Origin of the sequence: Mesorhizobium sp. SARCC-RB16n (genome assembly GCF_008520305.1) — a bacterium.
Lineage (GTDB): Bacteria > Pseudomonadota > Alphaproteobacteria > Rhizobiales > Rhizobiaceae > Mesorhizobium.
This window is the reverse complement of the sequence record NZ_ML703271.1, coordinates 61,766-82,609: the sequence shown is the minus strand read 5'-3', so window position 1 is coordinate 82,609 and position 20,844 is coordinate 61,766. Positions and strand designations below refer to the sequence as shown.

20 protein-coding genes are annotated in these 20,844 nt (G+C 64.5%); 6 read left to right on the top strand and 14 right to left on the bottom strand.

Translation table 11 applies throughout. The features are described from left to right. Positions 1–83 precede the first annotated feature (83 nt). Genes C7I87_RS20070 through C7I87_RS20050 form a run of 5 tightly spaced genes read left to right on the top strand, consistent with a single transcriptional unit; the run spans position 84 to position 5,843 of the window. Positions 84–1,385: an ArgE/DapE family deacylase gene (locus tag C7I87_RS20070; protein WP_188393912.1), complete on the top strand. Its 1,302-nt coding sequence runs from the start codon at positions 84–86 to the stop codon at positions 1,383–1,385. Then, positions 1,382–2,440: a phosphotransferase gene (locus C7I87_RS20065; protein ID WP_149905845.1), complete on the top strand. Its 1,059-nt coding sequence runs from the start codon at positions 1,382–1,384 to the stop codon at positions 2,438–2,440. Before C7I87_RS20070 ends, C7I87_RS20065 begins: the two co-directional genes overlap by 4 nt. Next, positions 2,441–3,754 carry an aspartate aminotransferase family protein gene (locus C7I87_RS20060; RefSeq protein ID WP_188393911.1) on the top strand — a complete coding sequence of 438 codons (1,314 nt, stop codon included), beginning with the start codon at positions 2,441–2,443 and terminating at the stop codon, positions 3,752–3,754. A gap of 15 nt (positions 3,755–3,769) precedes the next feature. Then, positions 3,770–4,423 (top strand): GntR family transcriptional regulator, encoded by a 654-nt coding sequence (locus tag C7I87_RS20055; protein WP_149905843.1) that lies wholly within the window; start codon positions 3,770–3,772, stop codon positions 4,421–4,423. A gap of 16 nt (positions 4,424–4,439) precedes the next feature. After that, positions 4,440–5,843 (top strand): FAD-binding oxidoreductase, encoded by a 1,404-nt coding sequence (locus C7I87_RS20050; RefSeq protein WP_149905842.1) that lies wholly within the window; start codon positions 4,440–4,442, stop codon positions 5,841–5,843. Positions 5,844–5,860: 17 nt separating this feature from the next. Here C7I87_RS20050 and C7I87_RS20045 read toward each other — a convergent pair whose 3' ends face one another. The 8 genes from C7I87_RS20045 to C7I87_RS20010 all read right to left on the bottom strand — a co-directional run bounded on the left by C7I87_RS20045 (position 5,861) and on the right by C7I87_RS20010 (position 14,119). Next, on the bottom strand, positions 5,861–6,658 hold the full coding sequence (locus tag C7I87_RS20045) for an ABC transporter permease (protein WP_149905841.1): 798 nt from the start codon (positions 6,656–6,658) through the stop codon (positions 5,861–5,863). Then, on the bottom strand, positions 6,655–7,488 hold the full coding sequence (locus tag C7I87_RS20040) for an ABC transporter permease (RefSeq protein WP_246696320.1): 834 nt from the start codon (positions 7,486–7,488) through the stop codon (positions 6,655–6,657). The genes C7I87_RS20045 and C7I87_RS20040 overlap by 4 nt, the downstream gene beginning before the upstream one ends. 35 nt (positions 7,489–7,523) lie before the next feature. Continuing rightward, positions 7,524–8,627: an ABC transporter ATP-binding protein gene (locus C7I87_RS20035; RefSeq protein ID WP_149905839.1), complete on the bottom strand. Its 1,104-nt coding sequence runs from the start codon at positions 8,625–8,627 to the stop codon at positions 7,524–7,526. A gap of 75 nt (positions 8,628–8,702) precedes the next feature. After that, the gene (locus C7I87_RS20030; protein WP_149905838.1) at positions 8,703–9,728 is read right to left on the bottom strand and encodes an ABC transporter substrate-binding protein; all 1,026 of its coding nucleotides are present in this window, start codon (positions 9,726–9,728) and stop codon (positions 8,703–8,705) included. 53 nt (positions 9,729–9,781) lie between these two features. Further along, complete coding sequence (gene araD1 / locus C7I87_RS20025; RefSeq protein ID WP_149905837.1) at positions 9,782–10,780, bottom strand: AraD1 family protein; 999 nt, start codon at positions 10,778–10,780, stop codon at positions 9,782–9,784. 32 nt (positions 10,781–10,812) lie between these two features. Beyond that, the gene (locus tag C7I87_RS20020) at positions 10,813–11,592 is read right to left on the bottom strand and encodes an SDR family NAD(P)-dependent oxidoreductase (RefSeq protein WP_149905836.1); all 780 of its coding nucleotides are present in this window, start codon (positions 11,590–11,592) and stop codon (positions 10,813–10,815) included. Between the two features lie 11 nt (positions 11,593–11,603). Continuing rightward, complete coding sequence (locus C7I87_RS20015; RefSeq protein WP_149905835.1) at positions 11,604–13,331, bottom strand: IlvD/Edd family dehydratase; 1,728 nt, start codon at positions 13,329–13,331, stop codon at positions 11,604–11,606. Next, positions 13,328–14,119: a FadR/GntR family transcriptional regulator gene (locus C7I87_RS20010; RefSeq protein WP_188393910.1), complete on the bottom strand. Its 792-nt coding sequence runs from the start codon at positions 14,117–14,119 to the stop codon at positions 13,328–13,330. The genes C7I87_RS20015 and C7I87_RS20010 overlap by 4 nt, the downstream gene beginning before the upstream one ends. Positions 14,120–14,180: 61 nt before the next feature. Between C7I87_RS20010 and C7I87_RS20005 the strand changes: the two genes are divergently transcribed. Beyond that, positions 14,181–15,110, top strand: a complete 930-nt coding sequence (locus C7I87_RS20005) for an aldose 1-epimerase (RefSeq protein ID WP_149905834.1) — start codon at positions 14,181–14,183, stop codon at positions 15,108–15,110. A gap of 27 nt (positions 15,111–15,137) precedes the next feature. On the opposite strand, the gene C7I87_RS20000 is transcribed toward C7I87_RS20005, so the two are convergent. Genes C7I87_RS20000 through C7I87_RS19975 form a run of 6 tightly spaced genes read right to left on the bottom strand, consistent with a single transcriptional unit; the run spans position 15,138 to position 20,834 of the window. After that, on the bottom strand, positions 15,138–16,583 hold the full coding sequence (locus C7I87_RS20000; RefSeq protein WP_149905833.1) for an aldehyde dehydrogenase: 1,446 nt from the start codon (positions 16,581–16,583) through the stop codon (positions 15,138–15,140). Between the two features lie 40 nt (positions 16,584–16,623). Then, positions 16,624–17,409, bottom strand: a complete 786-nt coding sequence (locus C7I87_RS19995) for a coniferyl-alcohol dehydrogenase (protein ID WP_149905951.1) — start codon at positions 17,407–17,409, stop codon at positions 16,624–16,626. Between the two features lie 2 nt (positions 17,410–17,411). After that, complete coding sequence (locus tag C7I87_RS19990) at positions 17,412–18,476, bottom strand: branched-chain amino acid ABC transporter permease (RefSeq protein ID WP_149905832.1); 1,065 nt, start codon at positions 18,474–18,476, stop codon at positions 17,412–17,414. Continuing rightward, positions 18,473–19,369 (bottom strand): branched-chain amino acid ABC transporter permease, encoded by an 897-nt coding sequence (locus tag C7I87_RS19985; RefSeq protein WP_149905831.1) that lies wholly within the window; start codon positions 19,367–19,369, stop codon positions 18,473–18,475. Before C7I87_RS19985 ends, C7I87_RS19990 begins: the two co-directional genes overlap by 4 nt. Continuing rightward, positions 19,366–20,094 carry an ABC transporter ATP-binding protein gene (locus C7I87_RS19980; protein ID WP_149905830.1) on the bottom strand — a complete coding sequence of 243 codons (729 nt, stop codon included), beginning with the start codon at positions 20,092–20,094 and terminating at the stop codon, positions 19,366–19,368. The genes C7I87_RS19985 and C7I87_RS19980 overlap by 4 nt, the downstream gene beginning before the upstream one ends. Beyond that, positions 20,091–20,834 carry an ABC transporter ATP-binding protein gene (locus tag C7I87_RS19975; protein WP_149905829.1) on the bottom strand — a complete coding sequence of 248 codons (744 nt, stop codon included), beginning with the start codon at positions 20,832–20,834 and terminating at the stop codon, positions 20,091–20,093. Before C7I87_RS19975 ends, C7I87_RS19980 begins: the two co-directional genes overlap by 4 nt. Positions 20,835–20,844 lie beyond the last annotated feature (10 nt).

The window sequence follows — 20,844 nt, the reverse complement described above, 5'->3', positions numbered from 1 at the left end:
TAATTTAGGCCGGCCTGTCTTCTTGCCTTTTCCGGAAATGGCATATGAGATATGATACACCATTCACAGGAAAGCGGAATATCATGCCTGAGCGAATTGCGGATGAGGCCATTTTGCGGGCGGTCGACGATGGTTTCGACCGTCAGCTCGCCTTTATGGCTGATCTCGTGCGCTTTCCCTCGCAACGCGGCGAGGAGCATGCCGCGCAATCCTTCATGGCGGCTGCGTATGAAGCCAATGGCTATGTGGTCGATATGTGGCGCGTCGATGTCGATGCAATCCGCGACCTGCCCGGATTTTCACCCGTGGCGGTTTCATATGACGATGCCTTCAACGTCGTCGCCACCCATACGCCGAGAAACGCCACCGGCCGCTCGCTGATCCTCAACGGCCATATCGACGTGGTGCCGACAGGACCGCTCGATCGCTGGGTACGCGACCCCTACGATCCGGCGATCGAGGACGGCTGGATGCATGGCCGCGGCGCCGGCGACATGAAGGCCGGCCTGTCGGCCTGCCTCTATGCGCTGGCCGCCTTGCGCGGCCTCGGTTACCAGCCGGCTGCGAATGTATATCTGCAGTCTGTGGTCGAGGAGGAGTGCACCGGCAACGGCGCGCTCGCTTGTCTGCAGCGTGGCTATCGCGCCGATGCCGCCTTCATACCCGAGCCGCTGGAGCCAAGGCTGATGCGGGCGCAGGTCGGGCCGATCTGGTTCAAGGTCGAGGTCGACGGCGATCCGCAGCACGCGTCGGGTGCCTTTTCTGCCGGCGCCAATGCCATCGAGAAGGCCTTCCTCATCATCCAGGCGCTGAAGCAGCTCGAAATCGTCTGGAATGCGAGGAAGGTCAGCGACAGGCATTTCTGCGATCACCCGCACCCGATCCGCTTCAACCTGGGCAAGATCGAGGGCGGCGAATGGACATCGAGCGTTCCGGCGCGCTGCGTCTTCGAGATGCGTGTCGCGACCTATCCCGGCCAGAAGCTCGAAGATGCCAGGGCCGAACTCGAGGCTTGCATCGCCAATGCGGCGCACGCCGATCCGTTCCTCGCCAATCGCCCGCCCAGGATGACCTATAACGGCTTCATGGCCGGGGGGTATGTGCTGGAAGGCGCCGACGATATGGAAGTGGTGCTGCGGCGCAGCCACACCGCCGTCTGGGGCGAGCCGCTGACCGAGCATGTCACCTCGGCCACCACCGATGCGCGCTTCTTCGGTCTCTATGCCGACACGCCGGCGATCGTCTACGGCCCGATCTGCCGCATGCCGCATGGCTATGACGAGGCCGTCGATCTCGACTCCGTGCGCAAGGTCACCCAGACCATCGCGCTGTTCATCGCCGACTGGTGCGGTCTCGAACCCATCGATCCCGAGGTCGGGCCATGAACGCGGCCGTGTCGGATGCCTTCGGCGAGACGCTCGCCGAGGATGCGCCTGACGTTTCGATCGCCGAGGCGCTTGCCATATTGCGCCGGCACTACGGGCTCGCCGGCAGCGCGCGCCCGCTGCCAGGCGAGCGCGACCATAATTTCCATATCCAGACAGAAGGCGAGGGCGAGTTCGTCCTGAAGGTCTCGCATCCGGCGGAAGAGGCCGGCTTCACCGATTTCCAGAACATGGCGCTCGACCACATCCTGGCGGTCGATCCGGCCTTGCCTGTTCCCTCGGTGCGCAAGAGCCTCGAAGGCGAAGCGCAGTTTATGGTCAGCGTCGGCGGATCGGCGCCGCGCATCGTGCGGCTGGTCACCTATCTGCCCGGCCAGCTGCTTTCGCGCTCGCCCACGTCGGCGGCGCAGGATCGCAATCTCGGCATCTTCCTCGCCCGGCTCGGCCGGGCACTGCGCGGCTTCTTCCATCCGGCCGCCGGCAGCGACCTTCTGTGGGACATTCGCAAGGTGGCGAAGACACGGCCGATGCTGGCGTGCATCACTGACGCCGGCCATCGCGCCATGGTCGAGCGCGTCATCGATGCCTTCGAGGAACATGCCGCACCCGTCATCCCCGGGCTGCGCGCCCAGATCGTCCACAACGACATGAATTCCTACAATGTGGTGATGAATGCCTCGCGGCCGGAAATGGTCAGCGGCATCCTCGATTTCGGTGACATGATCCACTCGCCGCTGATCTGCGATCTCGCAATCGGTGCCGTCTACCGCTGGCCGGCTGAAGGTCATCCGCTGGCGCCTGCGGCTCGCTTCGTCGCCGGTTATCAGTCGGTGCAGCCGCTCGAAATCGAAGAGCTTGGCATCCTCTTCCACCTCATTCGTGCACGGCTTGCGCTCATCGCCAATATCGCCAGTTGGCAGGCCGAGCGGTTTCCGGCCAAGCGCGACTATGTCCTGCGCCTCATTACCGAGGTCTGGACCTCGCTCGAACGGCTGGACGGGCTGTCGCCCGCGGACGCCCGCCGCTATTTTCTCGATCATTCCAAGCCGGAGTAGATGCCCGTGTCTCAGTCCTTGCCCGCAAGTGCCTCTGCCGATGCCGGAGTTTCCGCACAAGGGCGCGCGCTGCTCGAACGCCGCGCCAGGTTGCTCGGGCCGACCTATCGCGCCTTTTACCGCAACCCGATCCATCTGGTGCGCGGCAGCGGTGTCTGGCTTTACGATTCGCAGGGCCGAAAATTCCTCGACGCCTACAACAACGTCGCCTCGGTCGGACACTGCCATCCACGCGTCGTCGAGGCCTTGTCGGGGCAGGCAGCCACGCTCAACACCCACACGCGCTACCTCAGCGAGATCATCCTCGATTACGCGGAAAAGCTGCTCGGCACGCTTCCGCTCCATCTCGGCCACGCCATGTTCACCTGCACCGGCAGCGAGGCCAACGACCTCGCCATCCGCATCGCCCAGCACTCCAGCGGCAACACTGGCGTGATCATCACCGATTTCGCCTATCACGGCGCCACCATCGCGACAGCGCAGCTGTCGCCGGCAGCGGTCGGAGCAGCGGGCGTGCCCGCGCAGCATCGCACCGTGGCAGCGCCGGACACGTTCCGCGACCATGGCCGCGCCGCCCATGACTTCGCCAAAAATGTCGCCGCCGCGATCGAGGATATGCGCGCGCAAAACATCCGCCCGGCGGCGCTGCTTCTCGACTCGGCCTTTTCCAGCGACGGCATCTTCTTCCCCGATGCGGCCGTCATGCGCGAGGTGGCCGATCACGTCAGGAAGGCGGGCGGCATCGTCATCGCCGACGAAGTCCAGTCCGGTTTCGGCCGGCTTGGCCAGGGCATGTGGGGCTTCGCCAATTATGGCCTCGAGCCGGACATCGTCACCATGGGCAAGCCGATCGGCGATGGGCATCCAATGGGCGCGGTGATCGTGCGGCCGCAGCTGGTGAGCTCGTTCGGTTCGAACACCGGCTACTTCAACACCTTCGGCGGCAATCCGGTCGCGGCCGCCGTCGGTATCGCCGTGCTTGAGGTGATCGAAGGCGAGGGACTGATCGAGAACGCACGAAACGTGGGCGCCTATACGGGAGACCTGCTGCGCGCCTTGCAGAGGCGGCACGGCATGGTCGCCGACGTCAGGCACAATGGCCTCTATTTCGGCGTCGAGCTGGCGGCAGAGGATGGGGCCACTGCCGCTGCCAAGACCTCATCCGTCGTCGAAACCATGCGCGAGGACGGCGTGCTGATTTCGTCCTGCGGTCCGCGCGGCAATGTGCTGAAGATCAGGCCGCCGCTGCCCTTTGCCAGGGACAATGCCGAGCAACTGGCCGAGACGCTCGACCTCGCACTGTCGAAATGGTGAGCTGAGCGGGCGCGCATGCTGAAGCTCGAACATCAAACCCTCAATGATCGCGCCTATGGCGCGCTCAAGCAGGAATTGATTTCAGGCGGTTTCAGCCCCGGCCAGACGCTTGTCATCCGCAAGCTTGCCGAAACCTTTGGCATTTCGACCACGCCGATCCGCGAGGCGCTGCAAAGGCTGGTCGCCGAGCGGCTTCTGGAAATGCAGAACAACCGCTCGATCATCGTGCCCTTGCTGTCCGAGCCCGCTTTCGAGGAACTGACGCGCATCCGCATCGCCGTCGAGGGATTGGCCGGCGAGATGGCGGCCACGCGGATGAGTGAGAGCGCGCTGGTCGACATACAGGCCGCGCTCGCCGGCATGCAGCGCGCCATCGAGGCCGGCGACGCCGGGGCCTATCTTTCCCTGAACGAGGCCTTCCATTTTGCTATCTATGAGCACGCCGGCGCGCCGATCCTCTTGAACATGATCCGCGATCTCTGGGGTCGGGTTGGACCCTATCTCAAGGTCCTGATGCGGGCTGACCGCTACATTCCGCAATCCAATGACGCACACCGCAGGATCGTCGTCGCGCTGGAACAGCGCAACGGTCCAGCCGTTCGCGCATCCCTTGAACAGGACATCGCCGCGGCGGCCGCGGTTCTCTCGGAAAATCTTCGCGCCGACTGATGGAACAGGATTGGCAATGTCGCCTGAAACACAACAGCTTCTCTCCGCGCTTGGCGACAGGCTGGGCGTGGGCGGTGTGCTCGCCGGCTCCGACGTCGACCAGCGCTATCGCGACGATCCCGACGGCAAGCTCGGCGCCCTTCCTGAAGCCGTGTTGCGTCCGCGCGATACCGATGGTGTCGCGGCCGTGCTGGCAGCGTGCAACGCTCTCGGCCAGCCAGTCGTCGTCCAGGGCGGACGCACCGGACTGGCCGGTGGCGCACGCGTCCAGCCGGACGAGATCGTGCTGTCGCTGGAGCGCATGACCGGCCTTGCCGCGCCGGATCGTCAAGCCGCCACCATCGTTGCCGAAGCCGGTGCCACCCTGCAGGCGGTGCAGGAGGCCGCCGACGGCGCCGAACTGATGTTCGGTGTCGATATCGGCGCGCGGGGCTCCGCCACGGTCGGCGGCAACATCGCCACCAATGCCGGCGGCATCCGCGTGCTGCGCTACGGCATGTACCGGGCGCAGGTGCTGGGGCTCGAGGCGGTCCTTGCCGATGGCAGCGTTCTGACGTCGCTCAAAGGCCTGCCCAAGGACAATTCCGGCTACGACCTCAGCCAACTCTTCATCGGCGCTGAAGGGACGCTCGGCGTCGTCACCCGCGCCGCGCTCAGGCTGCATCCCAAGCCCGCGTCCGAGGTGAACGCCTTCTGCGCGCTGCCTTCGCTCGATGCGGCGATCGCCCTGCTGGGATTGTTGCGGCTCAGGCTCGGCCCGTTGTTGTCGGCCTATGAGGTCAATTTCGCGCCGCTCTATGACGTCATGGTTGCCAGCATGACCATGCCGGCGCCGTTGCCGGCTGGCTCGCCGGTCTATGTGCTGGCCGAAATCCAGGGCAGCGAGCCCGAACGCGACGGCGAGCGCTTCGCCGAGGTCCTGATGCAGGCGGTCGAGGACGGCGTCGTCGACGATGTGGTCGTCTCGCAATCGCCGCGCGAATTCCGCGCGCTCTGGGATGTGCGCGAAGACGCCAACCGCGTTCTGTTTTCGATCAAAGGCCTGATCGGCGTCGACGTCAGCATCCCGTTGCGGAGGATGGGAGCATTCCTGCAAGAAGCCGACGCCGCCATCCATGCCGTCGATCCCGGCGCCGACATCTATGTCTTCGGCCATCTCGGCGACGGCAACCTGCACTATCAGGTCCTGACCAAGGATCCGGCGGCGGCATATGGCATCATCTATCGCGGCGTGGCGGCGGCCGGAGGCGGCGTGTCGGCCGAGCATGGCATCGGCCTCGACAAGAAGCAGTGGCTGCATCTGGTGCGCAGCGACACTGAAATCGCCACGATGCGGCGGCTGAAGACGGCGCTCGATCCGAAGAACATCCTCAATCCGGGTCGCGTCTTCAACCTCGACCCAACTATTTCTGCCGGATGATCATCCTGGCTTGAAACTCAGGTCCGTTCCGTCGCCATCTGCCTGGGGATCAGAAAACGGGCAGCAAGCACGCAGAGCAGCACGGTGAACATCAGGATCAGCGCCACCAGCGCGTTGATGTCGGGCGAAAAGCCAAGCCGCATCATCGCCCACAGCCTGACCGGCAGCGTGCTTTGCGTGCCGGTGACGAGGATGGTGATCATGGTTTCGTCGAACGACAGCGCGAAGGCCAGGATGGCGCCCCCGACCATGGCGCTCGACAGGTTCGGCAGGATGATGCGCCAGAAGGTCTGCCAGCCCGTCGCGCCGAGATCGTAGGATGCCTCGACCAGCGTGCGGCTCATCGACTGCAGCCGCATCAGCACGGTGCGATAGACGATTGCCAGCACGAACACCGTGTGGCCGATGACGACGGTCAGCAGCGAGCGCTCGAGGCCGATCTCGCGGAAGAAGATCAGCAGTGCCAGGCCGCTGATGATCGGTGGCATCAGGAACGGCAGGAAGATGATGAACTGCAGGTAAGAGCGTCCGAAGCGGCGACCGTGATAGTAGAGCGCCAGCAGCGTTCCGCTGACCACCGAGAGCACGACGGTGCAGAGACCAACGATCAGCGTGGTGCGCAAGGCGGCCAGGATCTCATGGTTTCCAGCCAGCGCCACATAGGTCGAAAGGGTGGGCGACGACCAGTCGACATTGCCATGTGAAATGGTGAAGAACGACGACACGATCGGCACGAACAATGGGCTGTAGAGCAGCACCGCGACCAGCGCCGTGATCGCGGCCAGGAAGATCGTGGAAGGCCGGGGCGCGCTCATACTGACGTCCCCCGGCTGCGTCCAAACCTTTCGCCGACGAGGATTGCGCAGATCACCACGATCGCCAGCGCCACCGACAGCGCCGCGCCGAACGGCCAGTTGTAGGCAGTGCCGAACTGGCTGTAGAGGATGCGGCCGAAGGTGAAGCCGCTGATCCCGCCGACCATCTGCGGCGTCAAGAAGTCGCCGATCGCAAGCACGAAGACGAAGCTTGCCGCCGAGGCGACGCCGGGCAGGCTGAGCGGCAAGGTGATGCGCAGGAATGTCTGCAGGCTGCTCGCGCCCAGATCGTCCGAGGCACGCAGCAAGGTCTGCGGGATCCGCTCCAGCGACAGGAAGATCGGCAGGATGGCGAAAGGGATCAAAAGCAGGCTCAGCGTCAAAAGGATGGCGTTCATGTTGAAGACGAAAAGCGTCGATGGCTGATCCAGGATGCCGAGCGCCACCAGCGCTTTGTTGAGGAAGCCGTTGAGGCCGAGGATGCTGCGGATCGCATAGATCTTGATGACGTAGCTCATCAGCAGCGGCACCAGGAGCAGCATCAGCAAGGCATAGCGCCACCGCCCTTTCAGCGTCGTCAGGAAATAGGCGGCGGGATAGGCAAGCAGGATGCAGATGACAGCGACTGACACACAGAGCACGATGGTGTTCCAGAACACCGGCAGAAAGATCGGATCGGTGAAGAACCTGACATAGTTGCTGAGCGTCGGCGCGTAGACGATCGTGCCCTGGTCGACGCCGAAGAAACTGTAGACCAGGAAGATCGCCAGCGGCACGAGGACGAAGATGACAGGCAGGGCAAACGCCAGCACTGTAACCAGCTGCGACAAGCGACCTTCCGCAGAGTGCGTCGAGCCGGCTCTGCTCATGCCAGCACCAGATGGCCTTCATGCGGCGCAAAGCAAAGCGAGACCATCTCGCCGGATTTCAGCGCGCTGCCGTCGATCCGGCTTGGCATGCGCAGTCGCAGGCGCTGCGCGGCATCGTTCGCCCCAGCCATGATCGTTGCGACCGTCGACGAGCCGGCAAAGGCCAGATCGGTAATGGTGCCGGAAAAGCGGTTGGCGCCATCCTTGGCATCCGCAAGATGCAAGGCTTCGGGACGGAACGCCGCGAAGGCGCTGACCCCGTCGGGGGCGGTCTTCAGATGCGGCTGGTCGCAGATCGAACAGACCAGGCGTCCAAGGGCCGTCTCGATCGGGCGCTGCTCGCCCTGGACCGGCCCAAGTTTTCCAGCCACCAGATTGTTCTCGCCGAAGAAGCGCGCCACGAATTCGCAATTCGGCTTGTAGTAGAGCTCATGCGGCGTACCGAGCTGACGGATATGGCCGGCCTGCATGACGCAGATCCGATCAGCCATGCCGATCGCTTCTTCCTGGTCGTGGGTGACGAACAGGAAAGTGGTCTTGATTTCGCGCTGGATGGATTTCAGGAATTCCTGCATCTGCCGGCGCAGTTCGAGGTCGAGTGCCGCGAGCGGCTCGTCGAGCAGGATCAGGCGCGGCTGGCAGATCAGCGCCCGGGCGAGCGCGACACGCTGGCGCTGCCCGCCGGAAAGCTGCGCCGGAAAGCGCTCGGCGAAACGCCCGAGCTGCACCAGTTCGAGGGCTTGCGACACACGGCTTGCGATCTCCTTGCGCTTGATATGGCGCACCGAAAGCCCGTAGCCGACATTGCCGGAAACGGTCATGTGCGGGAACAGCGCATAGTCCTGGAACACGGTGTTGAACGGCCGCTTGTTGATCGGCATGCGGCTGATGTCCTGGCCGTCCAGCCGGATTTCGCCCGCGGTCAGCGGCTCCAGTCCGCCGATTAGCCGCAGGACCGTGGTCTTCCCGGAGCCTGACGGTCCAAGAACGGTGAGGAACTCACCATCCCGGATCGACAGGTCGATGTCGTGCAGCACGGGAACCGTGCCGTAGGATTTCGAGACGGACCGCAGCGTCAAGAGGTCGATGTTCTGGTTCATGGAATATTCTCGCATACGCTTCGGCGGTCCGGAACGTCCGGACCGCCGGGTCCTTCGAAGTCAGGCGCGAAAGGATCAGGGTGTCGCCTTGACCTCATTCCACATGTCCGAACGCTTGAGCGGGTCCTCGACATTGTTGAGCCAGACCAGCTTGTCGTTGCCGCCGGCGCTGCTCGACTCGACCACGGTATTTCCGAAGCCGGTACGCTCGGAAAGCTCGCCGCCGATCTTCTTCGTCAGCATGAAGTCGATCCACTTCTCGGCCGCCGCGTTGTCGCGGACGCCTTTGGAGATCACCCAGTTGTCGAGCCAGGCAAGCGCGCCTTCGCTCGGGTTGACGTAGGCGACATGGGCGCCGATCTTCTGCAGCGCCTTGACCTGCTGCTGGCCATAATTGGCCCAGATCAGCGCAACGTCATTGTTCTGGTAGATCTGCTGCGCCTCGTCGGCGGTGGTGTAGAAGCTCAGCACATTGCGCTTGAGCTCGACCAGCTTGGCCTTGACCGCAGCCATCTGCTCCGCATTGAGGTTGAACGGATCCTTGTAGCCGAGCGTCAGCGCGGTGAACGAGAAATTGTGCTCGCCATTGTCGTAGGCGAGGATCTTGCCCTTGTAGGCCGGATCCCACAAGACCGACATCGAGGTAGGCGCCGGCTTGACCTTGTCGGTGTCGTAGATCAGCCCGATGGAATCGAAGCAGAACGGAATGCCGTAGACCTTGCCGTCCTTGGTGTCGCCGCTGACCTGGGACAGATCGCGGAAGCGCGGCAGCACGTCCTTCTGGTTCGGCAGCTTGGTGATGTCGATCGGCGACACCAGATCGGCCTTGATATAGCGCTGCAGCTGGGCGGTGTTGACGGCGAAGACGTCGAAGTCCTGACCTTCGCTGCCCTTAATCTTGGCCCAGATCTCGTCATCGCTGCCGATGAAGACGACGTCGACGCCAATGCCGGTGGCGGCGGTGAAGTCCTTCACCCAGTCTGGGTCGGCGTAGCCGTCCCAGGCCAGCACGCGCAGGTTCGCGGCCAGCGCCGCCGATGTCATCAGGCCGATACCGAGCCCGATCGTCGCTAGTCTCAGGAACGCTTTCTTCAGTCCCATTTTTAATCTCCCATTGTCGTTCTGTTGGACCGTAATTTCCGGGGCTTTCGCCGTCACAGCTGGGTGACGGTGACCAGTCCCTCGTCCGGCACCGAAACCATCCGGTTGCGCAGTGGCTTGCCGAACGTCTGTGCCTGGATTTCATACTCGTCGCCGGAAGCCGTCTTGACGCCGGAGGCGTAGCTCATCACCGCCGCGCCGAAGAAGTAGGCGTGCAGGTCGCCCGCCCTGCGGTGCATCGGGTAGCGGAAATGGAAGTGCTCGAGATTGGCGATCGAGTGCGACATGTGCGCTTCGCCCGACAGGAAGTCCTGTTCCCAGATGACAGCGCCGTCGCGCAGGATGCGGGAATGGCCGCGCACCTCTTCGGGCAGGTCGCCGATCAAAATCTCGGGTCCGATCGAACAGGCGCGGAGTTTGGAATGGGCGAGATAGAGGTAGTTCTCGGCCTCCGTCACATGGTCGGAATATTCGTTGCCCAGCGCATAGCCGATGCGATAGGGGCGGCCATCAGGCCCGTTGAGGTAGAGGCCGACGATCTCGGCCTCTTCGGCGCCGGCGCGCGCGAAGGCCGGCATGGGCAGATCGGCGCCAGGCGGCACGACACAGGTGCCGACGCCCTTGAAGAACCATTCCGGCTGGATACCGATCTTGCCGGCACCGGGCTTGCCGCCTTCCAGGCCCATGCGGAAGATCTTCAGCGAATCCGATTCCTCTGCGTCCTCGCCATGGGTCAGCACATGCATCTTGTCGCGCGCGGCGGCACTTCCGGTGTGGGTCAGGCCGGTGCCGGTGACCAGGAACCGCGCCGGTTCGGGATGGTCGACGGGAGCGAGCACGCGGCCATCGCGCAACAGCTCGTCATAGTCGATCGTTGCAGTGCCCGTCCGCTTCTCGACCAGCGATGCGATGGACGCGCCTTGCGCGATTGCCGCTTCGGCGAGTTCCAGCACCGTGCTGGTGTTTTCGAGCGGATGCAGGCGATCGCCGTCATCGGAGACAAGGCCGACCCGCCTGCCGCCATCGAGCGTTGTGTACTGAACAAGACGCATGAAATACCCTTCTTCCTTAGAGACCGTGCCAGTCACACCCAACCCGCATCGACGATGAACTGCTGGCTCGTGCACATCAGGCTGTCGTCGGCGGCGAGGAACAGCGCCATGCGCGCGATATCGGAAGGCTGCAGCCGGTCGGGCAGGCATTGCCGCTCCGAGATCTGGCGTTCGCCGGCCGGGTTCAGCCACAACCGCATCTGGCGCTCTGTCATCACCCAGCCAGGCACCATGCAGTTGACGCGGATGCGCTCGGGGCCGAGTTCGCGGGCCAGCGCTCGCGTCATGCCGTACACCGCCGCCTTGGCGGTCACGTAGGCGGGGCAATCGGGATCGCCGACCATCCAGGTGATGGAACCGAAATTGATGATCGAGCCGCCGCCCTGCGCGCTCATCTGCGGGCGCACTGCCTGGGCGGCGAAGAACTGGTGGCGCAGATTGACCGCCATGCGGTCGTCCCAATACGCCACCGTCACGTCCTTGGTCTGGTGGCGGTCGTCATTGCCGGCATTGTTGCACAGCGCCTGGATCGGGCCGTTGTGCCGCGCCGCCTGCGCGGTGGCGGCCTGCAGCTCTTCGACATTGCGCAGGTCGCAGGGAATGAACAGCGGCGCGGCGTGTCCCTCGGTCGCGATCGCATCGACCAGGCGCCGGGAAGGCTCCTCGGCCAGGTCGACAAAGGCGACGCGGCTGCCTTGCGCGCAGAAATGGCGCACCAGGCTTTCGCCGATGCCGCTGCCGCCCCCGGTGATGAACACGCTGCGGCCCTTGAGGCTGGGGTAGGTCGCGTAGCTGCCGATCTGATCCGTCATCGCGCGCCTCTCTAATGGGAATGCCGGGGGATGCCGGCATCGCGCCGGCCGACGAGAAAGTCGAAGTCGCAGCCCTTGTCGGCCTGCAGAACGCGCTCAACATAGAGGCTCTGGTAGCCACCTTCGGGCGGCGCCGGCGGCTTCCAGTCGCGACGGCGGATCGCCAGTTCCTCGTCGGACACCAGCAACTCCAGCCGGCGGCCGGCGACGTCGAGCTCGATGAGATCGCCGTCGCGCACCAGCGCCAGCGCGCCGCCTGCCGCAGCCTCGGGCGCCACATGCAGCACCACGGTGCCGTAGGCGGTACCGCTCATGCGCGCGTCCGAAATGCGCACCATGTCGGAGACGCCTTCTCTGAGCAGCTTGGCCGGCAGCGGCATGTTGCCGACTTCGGCCATGCCGGGATAGCCGCGTGGCCCGCAGTTCTTCAGCACCATTACCGAGGAGGCGTCGATATCCAGCTCCGGATCGTCGATGCGGGCGTAGTAGTGCTCGATGTTCTCGAAGACGACCGCCTTGCCGCGATGCTGCATCAGTTCGGGCGTTGCCGCCGACGGCTTGATGACCGCGCCGTTGGGAGCCAAATTGCCGCGCAGGATCGAGATGCCACCTTCTCTGGTCAGCGGCTCGCTCAGCGGCCGGATGACCTCGCTGTTGTAGTTGGGCGCGCCGTCGATCAGTTCGCCGATCGTCTTGGCGCTGACGGTCATGGCGTCGCGATGAAGAAGCCCCACTTCATCAAGCGACGCCATGACCGCAGCTAGCCCCCCGGCATAGTAGAAATCTTCCATCAGGAACCGCCCCGACGGCATCAGGTCGACGATGGTTGGAACGCCGCGGCCAAGGCGGTCCCAGTCATCGAGGCTGAGATCGACGCCGACGCGGTTGGCGATTGCGATCAGATGCAGCACCGCATTGGTCGAGCCGCCGATCGCGCCGTTGACGCGAATGGCATTCTCGAAGGCTTGCCTGGTGAGGATCTGCGAAATCGTCACGTCGCGGCGGACAAGATCGACGATCTGCCGTCCGGCCAGCTGGGCGAGCACGCCACGGCGCGAATCCACCGCTGGGATCGCGGCATTATCCGGCATGCCGATGCCGAGTGCTTCCACCATGCTGGCCATGGTCGAGGCGGTGCCCATCGTCATGCAGCTGCCCGCCGACCGGCTCTGGCCTTGCTCGGCGGCGAGGAAATCGGCGACCGGCATGCGGCCGGCCTTGACCTCCTCGGCGAATTTCCAGACATGTGTGCCCGAGCCGATATCCTGCCCACGGAACTTGCCGTTCAGCATCGGCCCGCCGGAGACGGCGATAGTCGGCAGATTGCACGAGGCGGCACCCATCAAGAGCGCCGGCGTGGTCTTGTCGCAGCCGACCAGCAGGATGACGCCGTCGATTGGATTGCCGCGGATGGACTCCTCGACATCCATGCTGGCCAGGTTCCGAAACAACATGGCGGTCGGGCGCATGTTGCTTTCGCCCAGCGACATCACAGGGAATTCCAGCGGCAGGCCGCCGGCTTCGTAGACACCGCGCTTGACGTGATCGGCCAGCCCCCGCAGGTGGGCATTGCACGGGGTCAGTTCCGACCAGGTGTTGCAGATGCCGATCACCGGGCGGCCGTCGAAAGCATCAGCCGGAATGCCCTGGTTCTTCATCCAGCTGCGGTGCATGAAGGCGTTCTTGCCTTCGCCGCCGAACCAGGCTTCGGACCGCAGTTTGCGTTTGGTCTCGGTCACGATTGCTGGCCCCGGTCGTTGCGGCGTTTGTTGCGGTTGTCGACGCTGCGGCGCACATCGTCCTCGGCGTTGTCGATGAGCACCAGCAGCGCTTTTTGCGCGCCCGCGGCGTCGCCGGCGGCGATCTTTTCGGCCACTTCCCGGTGCAGCGGCAAAGAGTGTCGCTGCCCTTCCGGATTGTCGTTGGAGAGGCGAAAGCTCATCACCAACGCGGTTTCGACCAGTGCCGCCAGCGAGCCGATCAACTCGTTGCCGGTCATGCGCAGGATGGTCTGGTGGAATACCAGGTCGGGCTTGGCGAAGCGGTCGCCGTCATCGCTCACGGCTTCCATTTCGGCCAGCGCCGCATGGATCTCGGCGATCTGCGCCGGCGTGGCGCGCTGGGCGGCAAGAGCCGCCGACATCGGCTCGATAGCGCGGCGCAATTCGAACAGTGCCCGCACATCCTCGGCGCCGACACCGCCGGCATAGCGCCAAGACAGGACATCGGGGTCGAGGAAATTCCAGTCGGAGCGCGGACGCACCCGTGTGCCGGTCTTCGGCCGCGATTCGACGAGCCCCTTGCCAGCCAAAACTTTGATTGCCTCGCGCAGTACCGTACGGCTGACCCCCAGCATCTCGCTGGAATCGTCGGCATTGGGCAGGGCCTCGCCGGGCAGGAAGTCGCCTTGCACGATGCGCAGGCCGATCTGCTCGACGACTGTCGCGTGCAGCGCGGTGGAACCGCTGGAGACCGCCACGGCAACCCGTGACGTGCGCGCCGTGCTGAAAGATTTCTTATTCTTCATACTATTCATATGATATGTCTTATAACCATGGCGATTGGAGTCAAGGGATGGGGGAGTGCCGATGACAAAGAATTCCGCTGCAGTTGCTGCGCAACGCACGGAACTGGTCTCGATCAGTGACGGCATCGCGACGGTCGATATTGCTCCGGCCGCTGGCGGGGCGCTGGTGTCATATCGCTGGTGGCAAGATGGCGCCGCCGTGGATTGGTTGCGCCCGGCCGATCCGGCGGCGATCAGCCGTCGCGATGCCGGCGACATGGCCTGCTTTCCGCTCGTGCCCTATTCCAACCGGATAAGGAATGGCCGCTTCGAATTCGCAGGGCGCTCCATTCAACTGCCGACGGGTCCGGACGATCCGCACCATGAGCATGGCCATGGCTGGCGTCACCCATGGGCGGTGGTGAACCACGAAGCCAGCATGATCATCCTGCGCTATCGCCACGCCGCCGATTCCTGGCCGTGGAGCTACGAAGCTGAGCAGGAGATATCGCTAGCCGACGGCAGGCTTTCCATGACCATTGCGGTGCGCAACCTGTCGGACGCGCCGATGCCGGTCGGCTTCGGCCTCCATCCCTATTTCCCGTCGACGCCGTGGACGCATGTCCAGGCACGGGTATCAGGCATGTGGGAAACCGATGCGGAGGTGCTGCCCATCCTGCATGTCCTGCTGCCCGCGGGGGCCGATCCGTCCATCGGCTTTGATGTATCGGAAGTGGACTTCGACACAGTCTTCACCGGATGGGCGCGTCGCGCCCGGATTTCTTGGCCCGAATACGAACGGCAGCTGGACATCGAGGCGGAGGCGCCGCTCGATTTCCTCGTCCTCTACACGCCGCCGGGCGAGCCGTTCTTTTGCGCCGAGCCGGTCAGCAACATCACTGATGCTTTCAACCGGATGGACGACGAGCAGATCGACACCGGCTGCATCGTGCTGGAGCCTGGCCAGAAGCAATCCGCCGGCGTCCGCTTCACGCCGTCGCTGGCTGTTTAACCGTCAGCCGTTTGAAACGAAGCTGGTTCAGAACGGATAGTGCTGCCCCGGGTCCTCGATCGTCACCCAGCGCAGGTCGGTGAATTCGGCGATCGAGGCCTTGCCGCCGAAGCGCCCATAGCCGGAGCCCTTGACGCCGCCAAACGGCATCTGCGCTTCGTCTCCGACCGTCGGTCCGTTGATATGGCAAATGCCTGCCTGGATGCGGGCGGCGACCGCCATGGCACGTTTGATGTCGCGGCTGAACACCGCTGACGACAGGCCATATTCGGTGTCGTTGGCGACCCGCACGGCCTCGTCCTCGTCCTTCACCCGGATCACCGGCTTGACCGGCCCGAAGGATTCTTCGGCATAGACTCGCATTGCCGGTGTCACATGGTCGAGAAGTGTCGCCTCCACCACGGTGCCCGTACGTTTGCCGCCGGCGACAAGCCTCGCGCCTTTGGCCACCGCATCGGCAACGAACTCCTCCATCTTGTCAGCCGCCTGGCTGCTGATCAGCGAGCCGAGCACGACATGGCCGCGCGGGTCGCCGGCTGGAAGCTGGGACGCACGGGCAGCGAGCTTGGCGACGAATTCGTCGGCGATCTTGTCATCGACGATCAGCCGCTCTGTCGACATGCAGATCTGGCCCTGATGCATGAAGGCGCCGAAGGTGGCCGCGTTGACCGCCGCGTCGATGTCGGCATCGTCCAGCACCAAGAGCGGCGCCTTGCCGCCGAGTTCGAGCAGCGCCGGCTTGAGGTGCTTGCCGGCGAGTTCGGCGATGATCCGGCCGACCTTAGTCGAGCCGGTAAAGTTGACACGCTTGACCGAGGGATGCGCGACCAGCGTCTCGACGATTGCAGCGGCATCCCTGGGATCATTGGTGACGACATTGATGACGCCCTTGGGCAGGCCGGCCTCGACCAGCACCTGGCCGATCAGCCGGTGCGTGCCCGGGCACATTTCGGAGGCCTTCAGCACCACCGTGTTGCCGCAGGCGATCGGCATAGCCACGGCGCGCGTGCCGAGAATGACCGGCGCGTTCCACGGCGCGATGCCGAGGCACACGCCTGCTGGCTGGCGGATCGCCATGGCCAGCGTCCCCGGCTTGTCGGACGGGATGATCTCACCCGAAATCTGTGTCGTCATCGCCGCTGCCTCGCGCAGCATGTTGGCCGCCAGCATGACGTTGAAGCCAGCCCAGGGTCCGGTGGCGCCGGTCTCTTCCATCATCAGCTTCGTGAATTCGCCGACCTTGGAAGCCATCACATCGGCCGCCTTGGACAGCAAGGCCCGGCGTTCGCCGGGACCGGTCTTCGACCATGCTGGGAAGGCGGCAGCTGCGGCTTCGACGGCTGCCTTGGCGTCGGCCACGCTCGCCGCGGCGGCACGCGTCGCCAGTTTGCCGGTAAACGGGTCCATGCGCTCGTAGGAAGCCTTGCCCGATGCCGCCTTTTCGTCGCCGTCGATCAGAAGTCCGATATCCATTGTTCTTTCCTCGCTCCCGATGAGCCTCACAGATTGGATGTTAGAAGCCGAACATTTCGGCATTGATCGATGCTTCGAGGCCACCGTCGACCGGCACATTGGCGCCGTTGACCCAGCGAGCTCCATCCGAGCACAGGAACAGCACGACCGGCGCGATGTCACCCGATGTGCCGGCACGTCCGACCCGGGCGATGTCGCTGTCGACGCGGGCGTCGCCAAGCACGGTGCGGAACTGTTTCAGGATCGGCGTCTCGACCGGGCCCGGGCTCACCGCATTGACGCGGATGCCATGGCTCTTGAACAGGTCCTGGTGCGCGGCGCGGAAGGTCCACAGGAGCAGCAGTTCCTTGGAAACTGGATAGCCTTCCTCGTTCCTCACAGCGTGGTCGGCGACCACTTTGGCGACATCGGGAAAGCCCTCGATGGCGATCATCGAGGCGGCGCGGTTGAGATTGGCGCGCCAGCCATAGCCTGCGATCGAGGCGACGTTGACGATGGCGCCGCCTTCGCGAAGTTTTGGCGCAAGCCCTTCCGAGAGCGCCCGCAGCCCGAAGAAATTGACGGCGAGCGTCGATGCCGCGCCGGTGTTTCCGGAGAGGCCGGCGACATTGCAGAGCGCGTCGATGCGTTGAGGCAGGCGCGCGATGAGCTCATCGACGCCCGCCTTCGACGAGATGTCGGCCTTGACGAAACTGCCGACGGGTACAGCCGGCTCGCGCACATCGACGCCGATCACATCGGCGCCGAGTTGACCGGCAAGCTCCGCCGTGCGCGCACCGATGCCGGAGGCAACGCCGGTGACGAGGATCGTCTTGCCGAAAAGCATGGTCATGCCTTCTCCCGATGTGTTGTGGCTTGCTGTGGCGACGGCGTCGTGTCGCCATCGGAGATGTCCGCCGGTAGCCTGACGCGGTAGCCTACCGGCAGCAGATGTAGCCCAAAGCGCTCCTCGATCGTCCCCCACAGGCCGCGCGGCAGGAACAGCGAAAACAGCACCGCCGTGGCTCCGAGGCCGATCAGGTACCAGACGCCGGCGCCCCCGAACCATGTTTCGATCAGGAAGAACACCAGCGCGCCGAGAATGGCGCCCTCGAAAGTGCCGATACCGCCGACCAGCACCATGAAGATCATGTAGGCGGTCCATTGCACATTGAAGTAGGTTTTCGGCTGGAAGGTGATGGAGGTCGCCAGCCACAGCGCGCCGGCGATGCCGATACCGAAGGCGGCAAGCACGAACAGCAGACGCTTGGTGCCGGTGACGCGCACGCCAACCGAGGCGGCGGCATCCTCGTTATCGCGGATCGCGCGGATGGCGGCGCCCGTGCTGCCGCGCAGCAGGCCGAAGAGGACAGTGAGCAGCGCCGTCATCGAGGCCAGCGCCAGCCAGTAGATCGTCACCCGCCTTATCGAGCCGTCGTAGACATTGAGCGAGATCAGCGAGGTGCCGGTTTCGCCTTGCACCAGCCGATCGAGATTGACCAGCAGATGGGTGAGGGCCGCGATCACCCACATGCCGATGGCGAACTCGCCGTTCCTCAACCGCAGCATGAACAGCGACAGCGGCCAGGAAACCGCGCCGACGATAATTCCCGATGCAAAAAGCGCCAGGAAAGGATTGAGGCCGACATCGGCCAGCCGGATGGCGAAATAGGCTCCAAGCCCGAAGAACACCTGCTGGCCGACCGAGACCAGCCCGCCGAGACCGGCCAGTGCGTTCCACATTGCCGCCAGGATCACGTAGATGAACAGCGCCGTCATGCGGTCGACCGCGCCGGCCGACAGGAATTGCGGGGCAATTGCAAGCAGCGCGATGATGACGGCGACCGCGATCGCCGCGATACGCGACGCCGCCGTACCGCGCTCGATGACTGGTGAGGACGAGGCCGTGCTCATGACGCGATCCGGGAAGGCAGGCGCAATAGCCCACGCAGGCCAAGGCCGGACGCCGAAAGCCGCACGAACAGCACGACGAGGAAGGCGGCATGGCCACCGATCAGGAATCCCTGCGGGTGCACTTGCGCGCCGAGCGTCTGGGCCAGCGCCAGCACGATGCCGCCGATCAGCGTTCCCCACAGCGACCCGGCACCGCCGATCACCGCAGCCTCGAACGCAAACAGCAATTGCGGCGCGCCGGCATAGGGATCGAATGTGCCGCGCATGCCGAGGAACGCGCCGGCAAGGCCGACCGTGACCAAGGCGATGGCAGCCGCAATGGTATTGGCGCGCCGTGCATCGACGCCGACCAGCCCGGCGGTGTCTGGGTCTTCCGAAGTGGCACGGATCGAGCGCCCAAGCCCGGTGCGGGTCAGGAACAGCTGCAGCCCGCCAAGCAGGATCACGGCGGTGGCGAACATGATCACCGCGAGCTTGCCGACATAGATGCTGCCAGGCCATTCCCAGGAATCGTAGGACAGGCTGCCGATATAGGGCGCCAGCGAACGCGTGTTCGCGCCGAACTGTTCGAACAGCATGTTGTCGATGACGATGGCGAGGCCGAACGTCGTCAGGATCGGCAGCAGGGCGCCGCCACGCGCGCTGCGCTCGAGCAGGAAGCGCTGCAGCGCCCAGCCGATCACGGCCATCACCGGCAATACGATGAGCAAGCCGAGAAACGGTGAGACGTGGAACCGCGAGGCCAGAAACCACAACGCATAGGCGGCGACGACGGCAAGACTGCCATGGGCGAGGTTGATGATGCGCATCACCGAAAACATGAAGGACAGGCCGCAGGCGATCAGCGCGTAGTAGCCGCCGAGCAGGATGCCCTGGATGATCTGGTTGCTCATGCCGGAACGCTCCCGGTGCTTTTCCAGTGCAGGCCGAAATAAGCTTTCGTCACATCCTCGCGCGACGCGCTCTTGCTGTCGCCCTCGAGCGCAATTCGCCCCTCCAGCATGCAGATGACCTTGTTCGAGACCGAAAGCGCCCGGTTGAGGTCCTGTTCGACCAGGATGATCGTCGTACCCGAACTGATCAGGCCCTGAAGTGCCGCGTAGACACGGTCGACGATCAGCGGCGACAGGCCAAGCGAAACCTCGTCGAGCAGCAGCACGTCAGGATTGCTCATCAGCGCCCGGCCGATCGCGGTCGCCTGCTGCTCGCCGCCCGACAGATGGCCGGTCTTGGCATGGCGGCGCGGCTTCAGATTGGGAAACATCTCGAGCACCTTGGCGACGCTCCAGTCGCCTGGGCGCCCAGCAGTCCTGCCGAGCAAAAGGTTCTCCTCGACCGTCATCTGCACGAACAGCTTTCGCCCCTCCGGCACCAGTGCGACGCCCATGCCGACCCGTTTGTGCGACGGCACGCCGGTGATATCGGCGCCGTCCAGAAGCACGCGACCGGCCGCAGGCTGATGCGCGCCGGCGATGGCCCTGAGCAGTGTCGTCTTGCCGGCGCCGTTGGCGCCGACCAGCGCCAGCGTCTCGCCGCGTTCGATGCTGAAGCTGACACCGCGCACCGCCTGCAGCAGGCCGTGCCGGACAACCAGGTTTTCGACCGACAGCAGGCTCATTTCGGGCCTCCGCCGAGATAGGCGCGTACGACCTCGGGGTCGGCCATCACCGTTTGCGGCTCGCCATCGGCGATGATTTTGCCCGCATCCATGCATATCAGCCGCTCGGCAACCTGCAGCAGGATATGCACGATGTGCTCGATCCAGACGATGCCGATCTTGCGGCGGCGCAACTCCTTGATCGTCTCGACCAGTTCGCCGGCTTCGCCGTCGGTCAGGCCGCCGCCGATCTCGTCCAGCAGCAGCAGCGTCGGTCTGGCCGCCAATGCGCGCGCCAACTCCAGCCGCTTGCGATCGAGCAGCCCTAGCGTCTCGGCGCGCCTGTTGGCGACGCCAATCATGCCGCACAGTTTCAGCGAGTTCAGCGCCTCCTCATAGGCCTCGTCGCGGCCGAGACCGGCACCATGCGATGCGGCAACAAAAACATTCTCGAAAGTGGTCATGCCGCTGAACGGTTTCGGCACCTGGTGCGTACGCACCAGGCCGAGCCGGCAGCGCTGCGTCGCCGGCAAGGACGTCACGTCCTCACCCTTGAAGCTGACCGTGCCCGAGCTTGGCGGAAAGGCGCCGGCAAGCACGCTGAGCAGCGTCGTCTTGCCAGCGCCGTTCGGGCCGACGATGCCGACCGCCTCGTCCGCGGCCATGGTGAATTCCACGGAATCCAGCACCACGAGCGCACCGAAGCATTTGTGGATGCCGGTGGCAGCGAGAACAGCCTGTTGTTGCGGATGGGTCACCAGGCGATCCTCG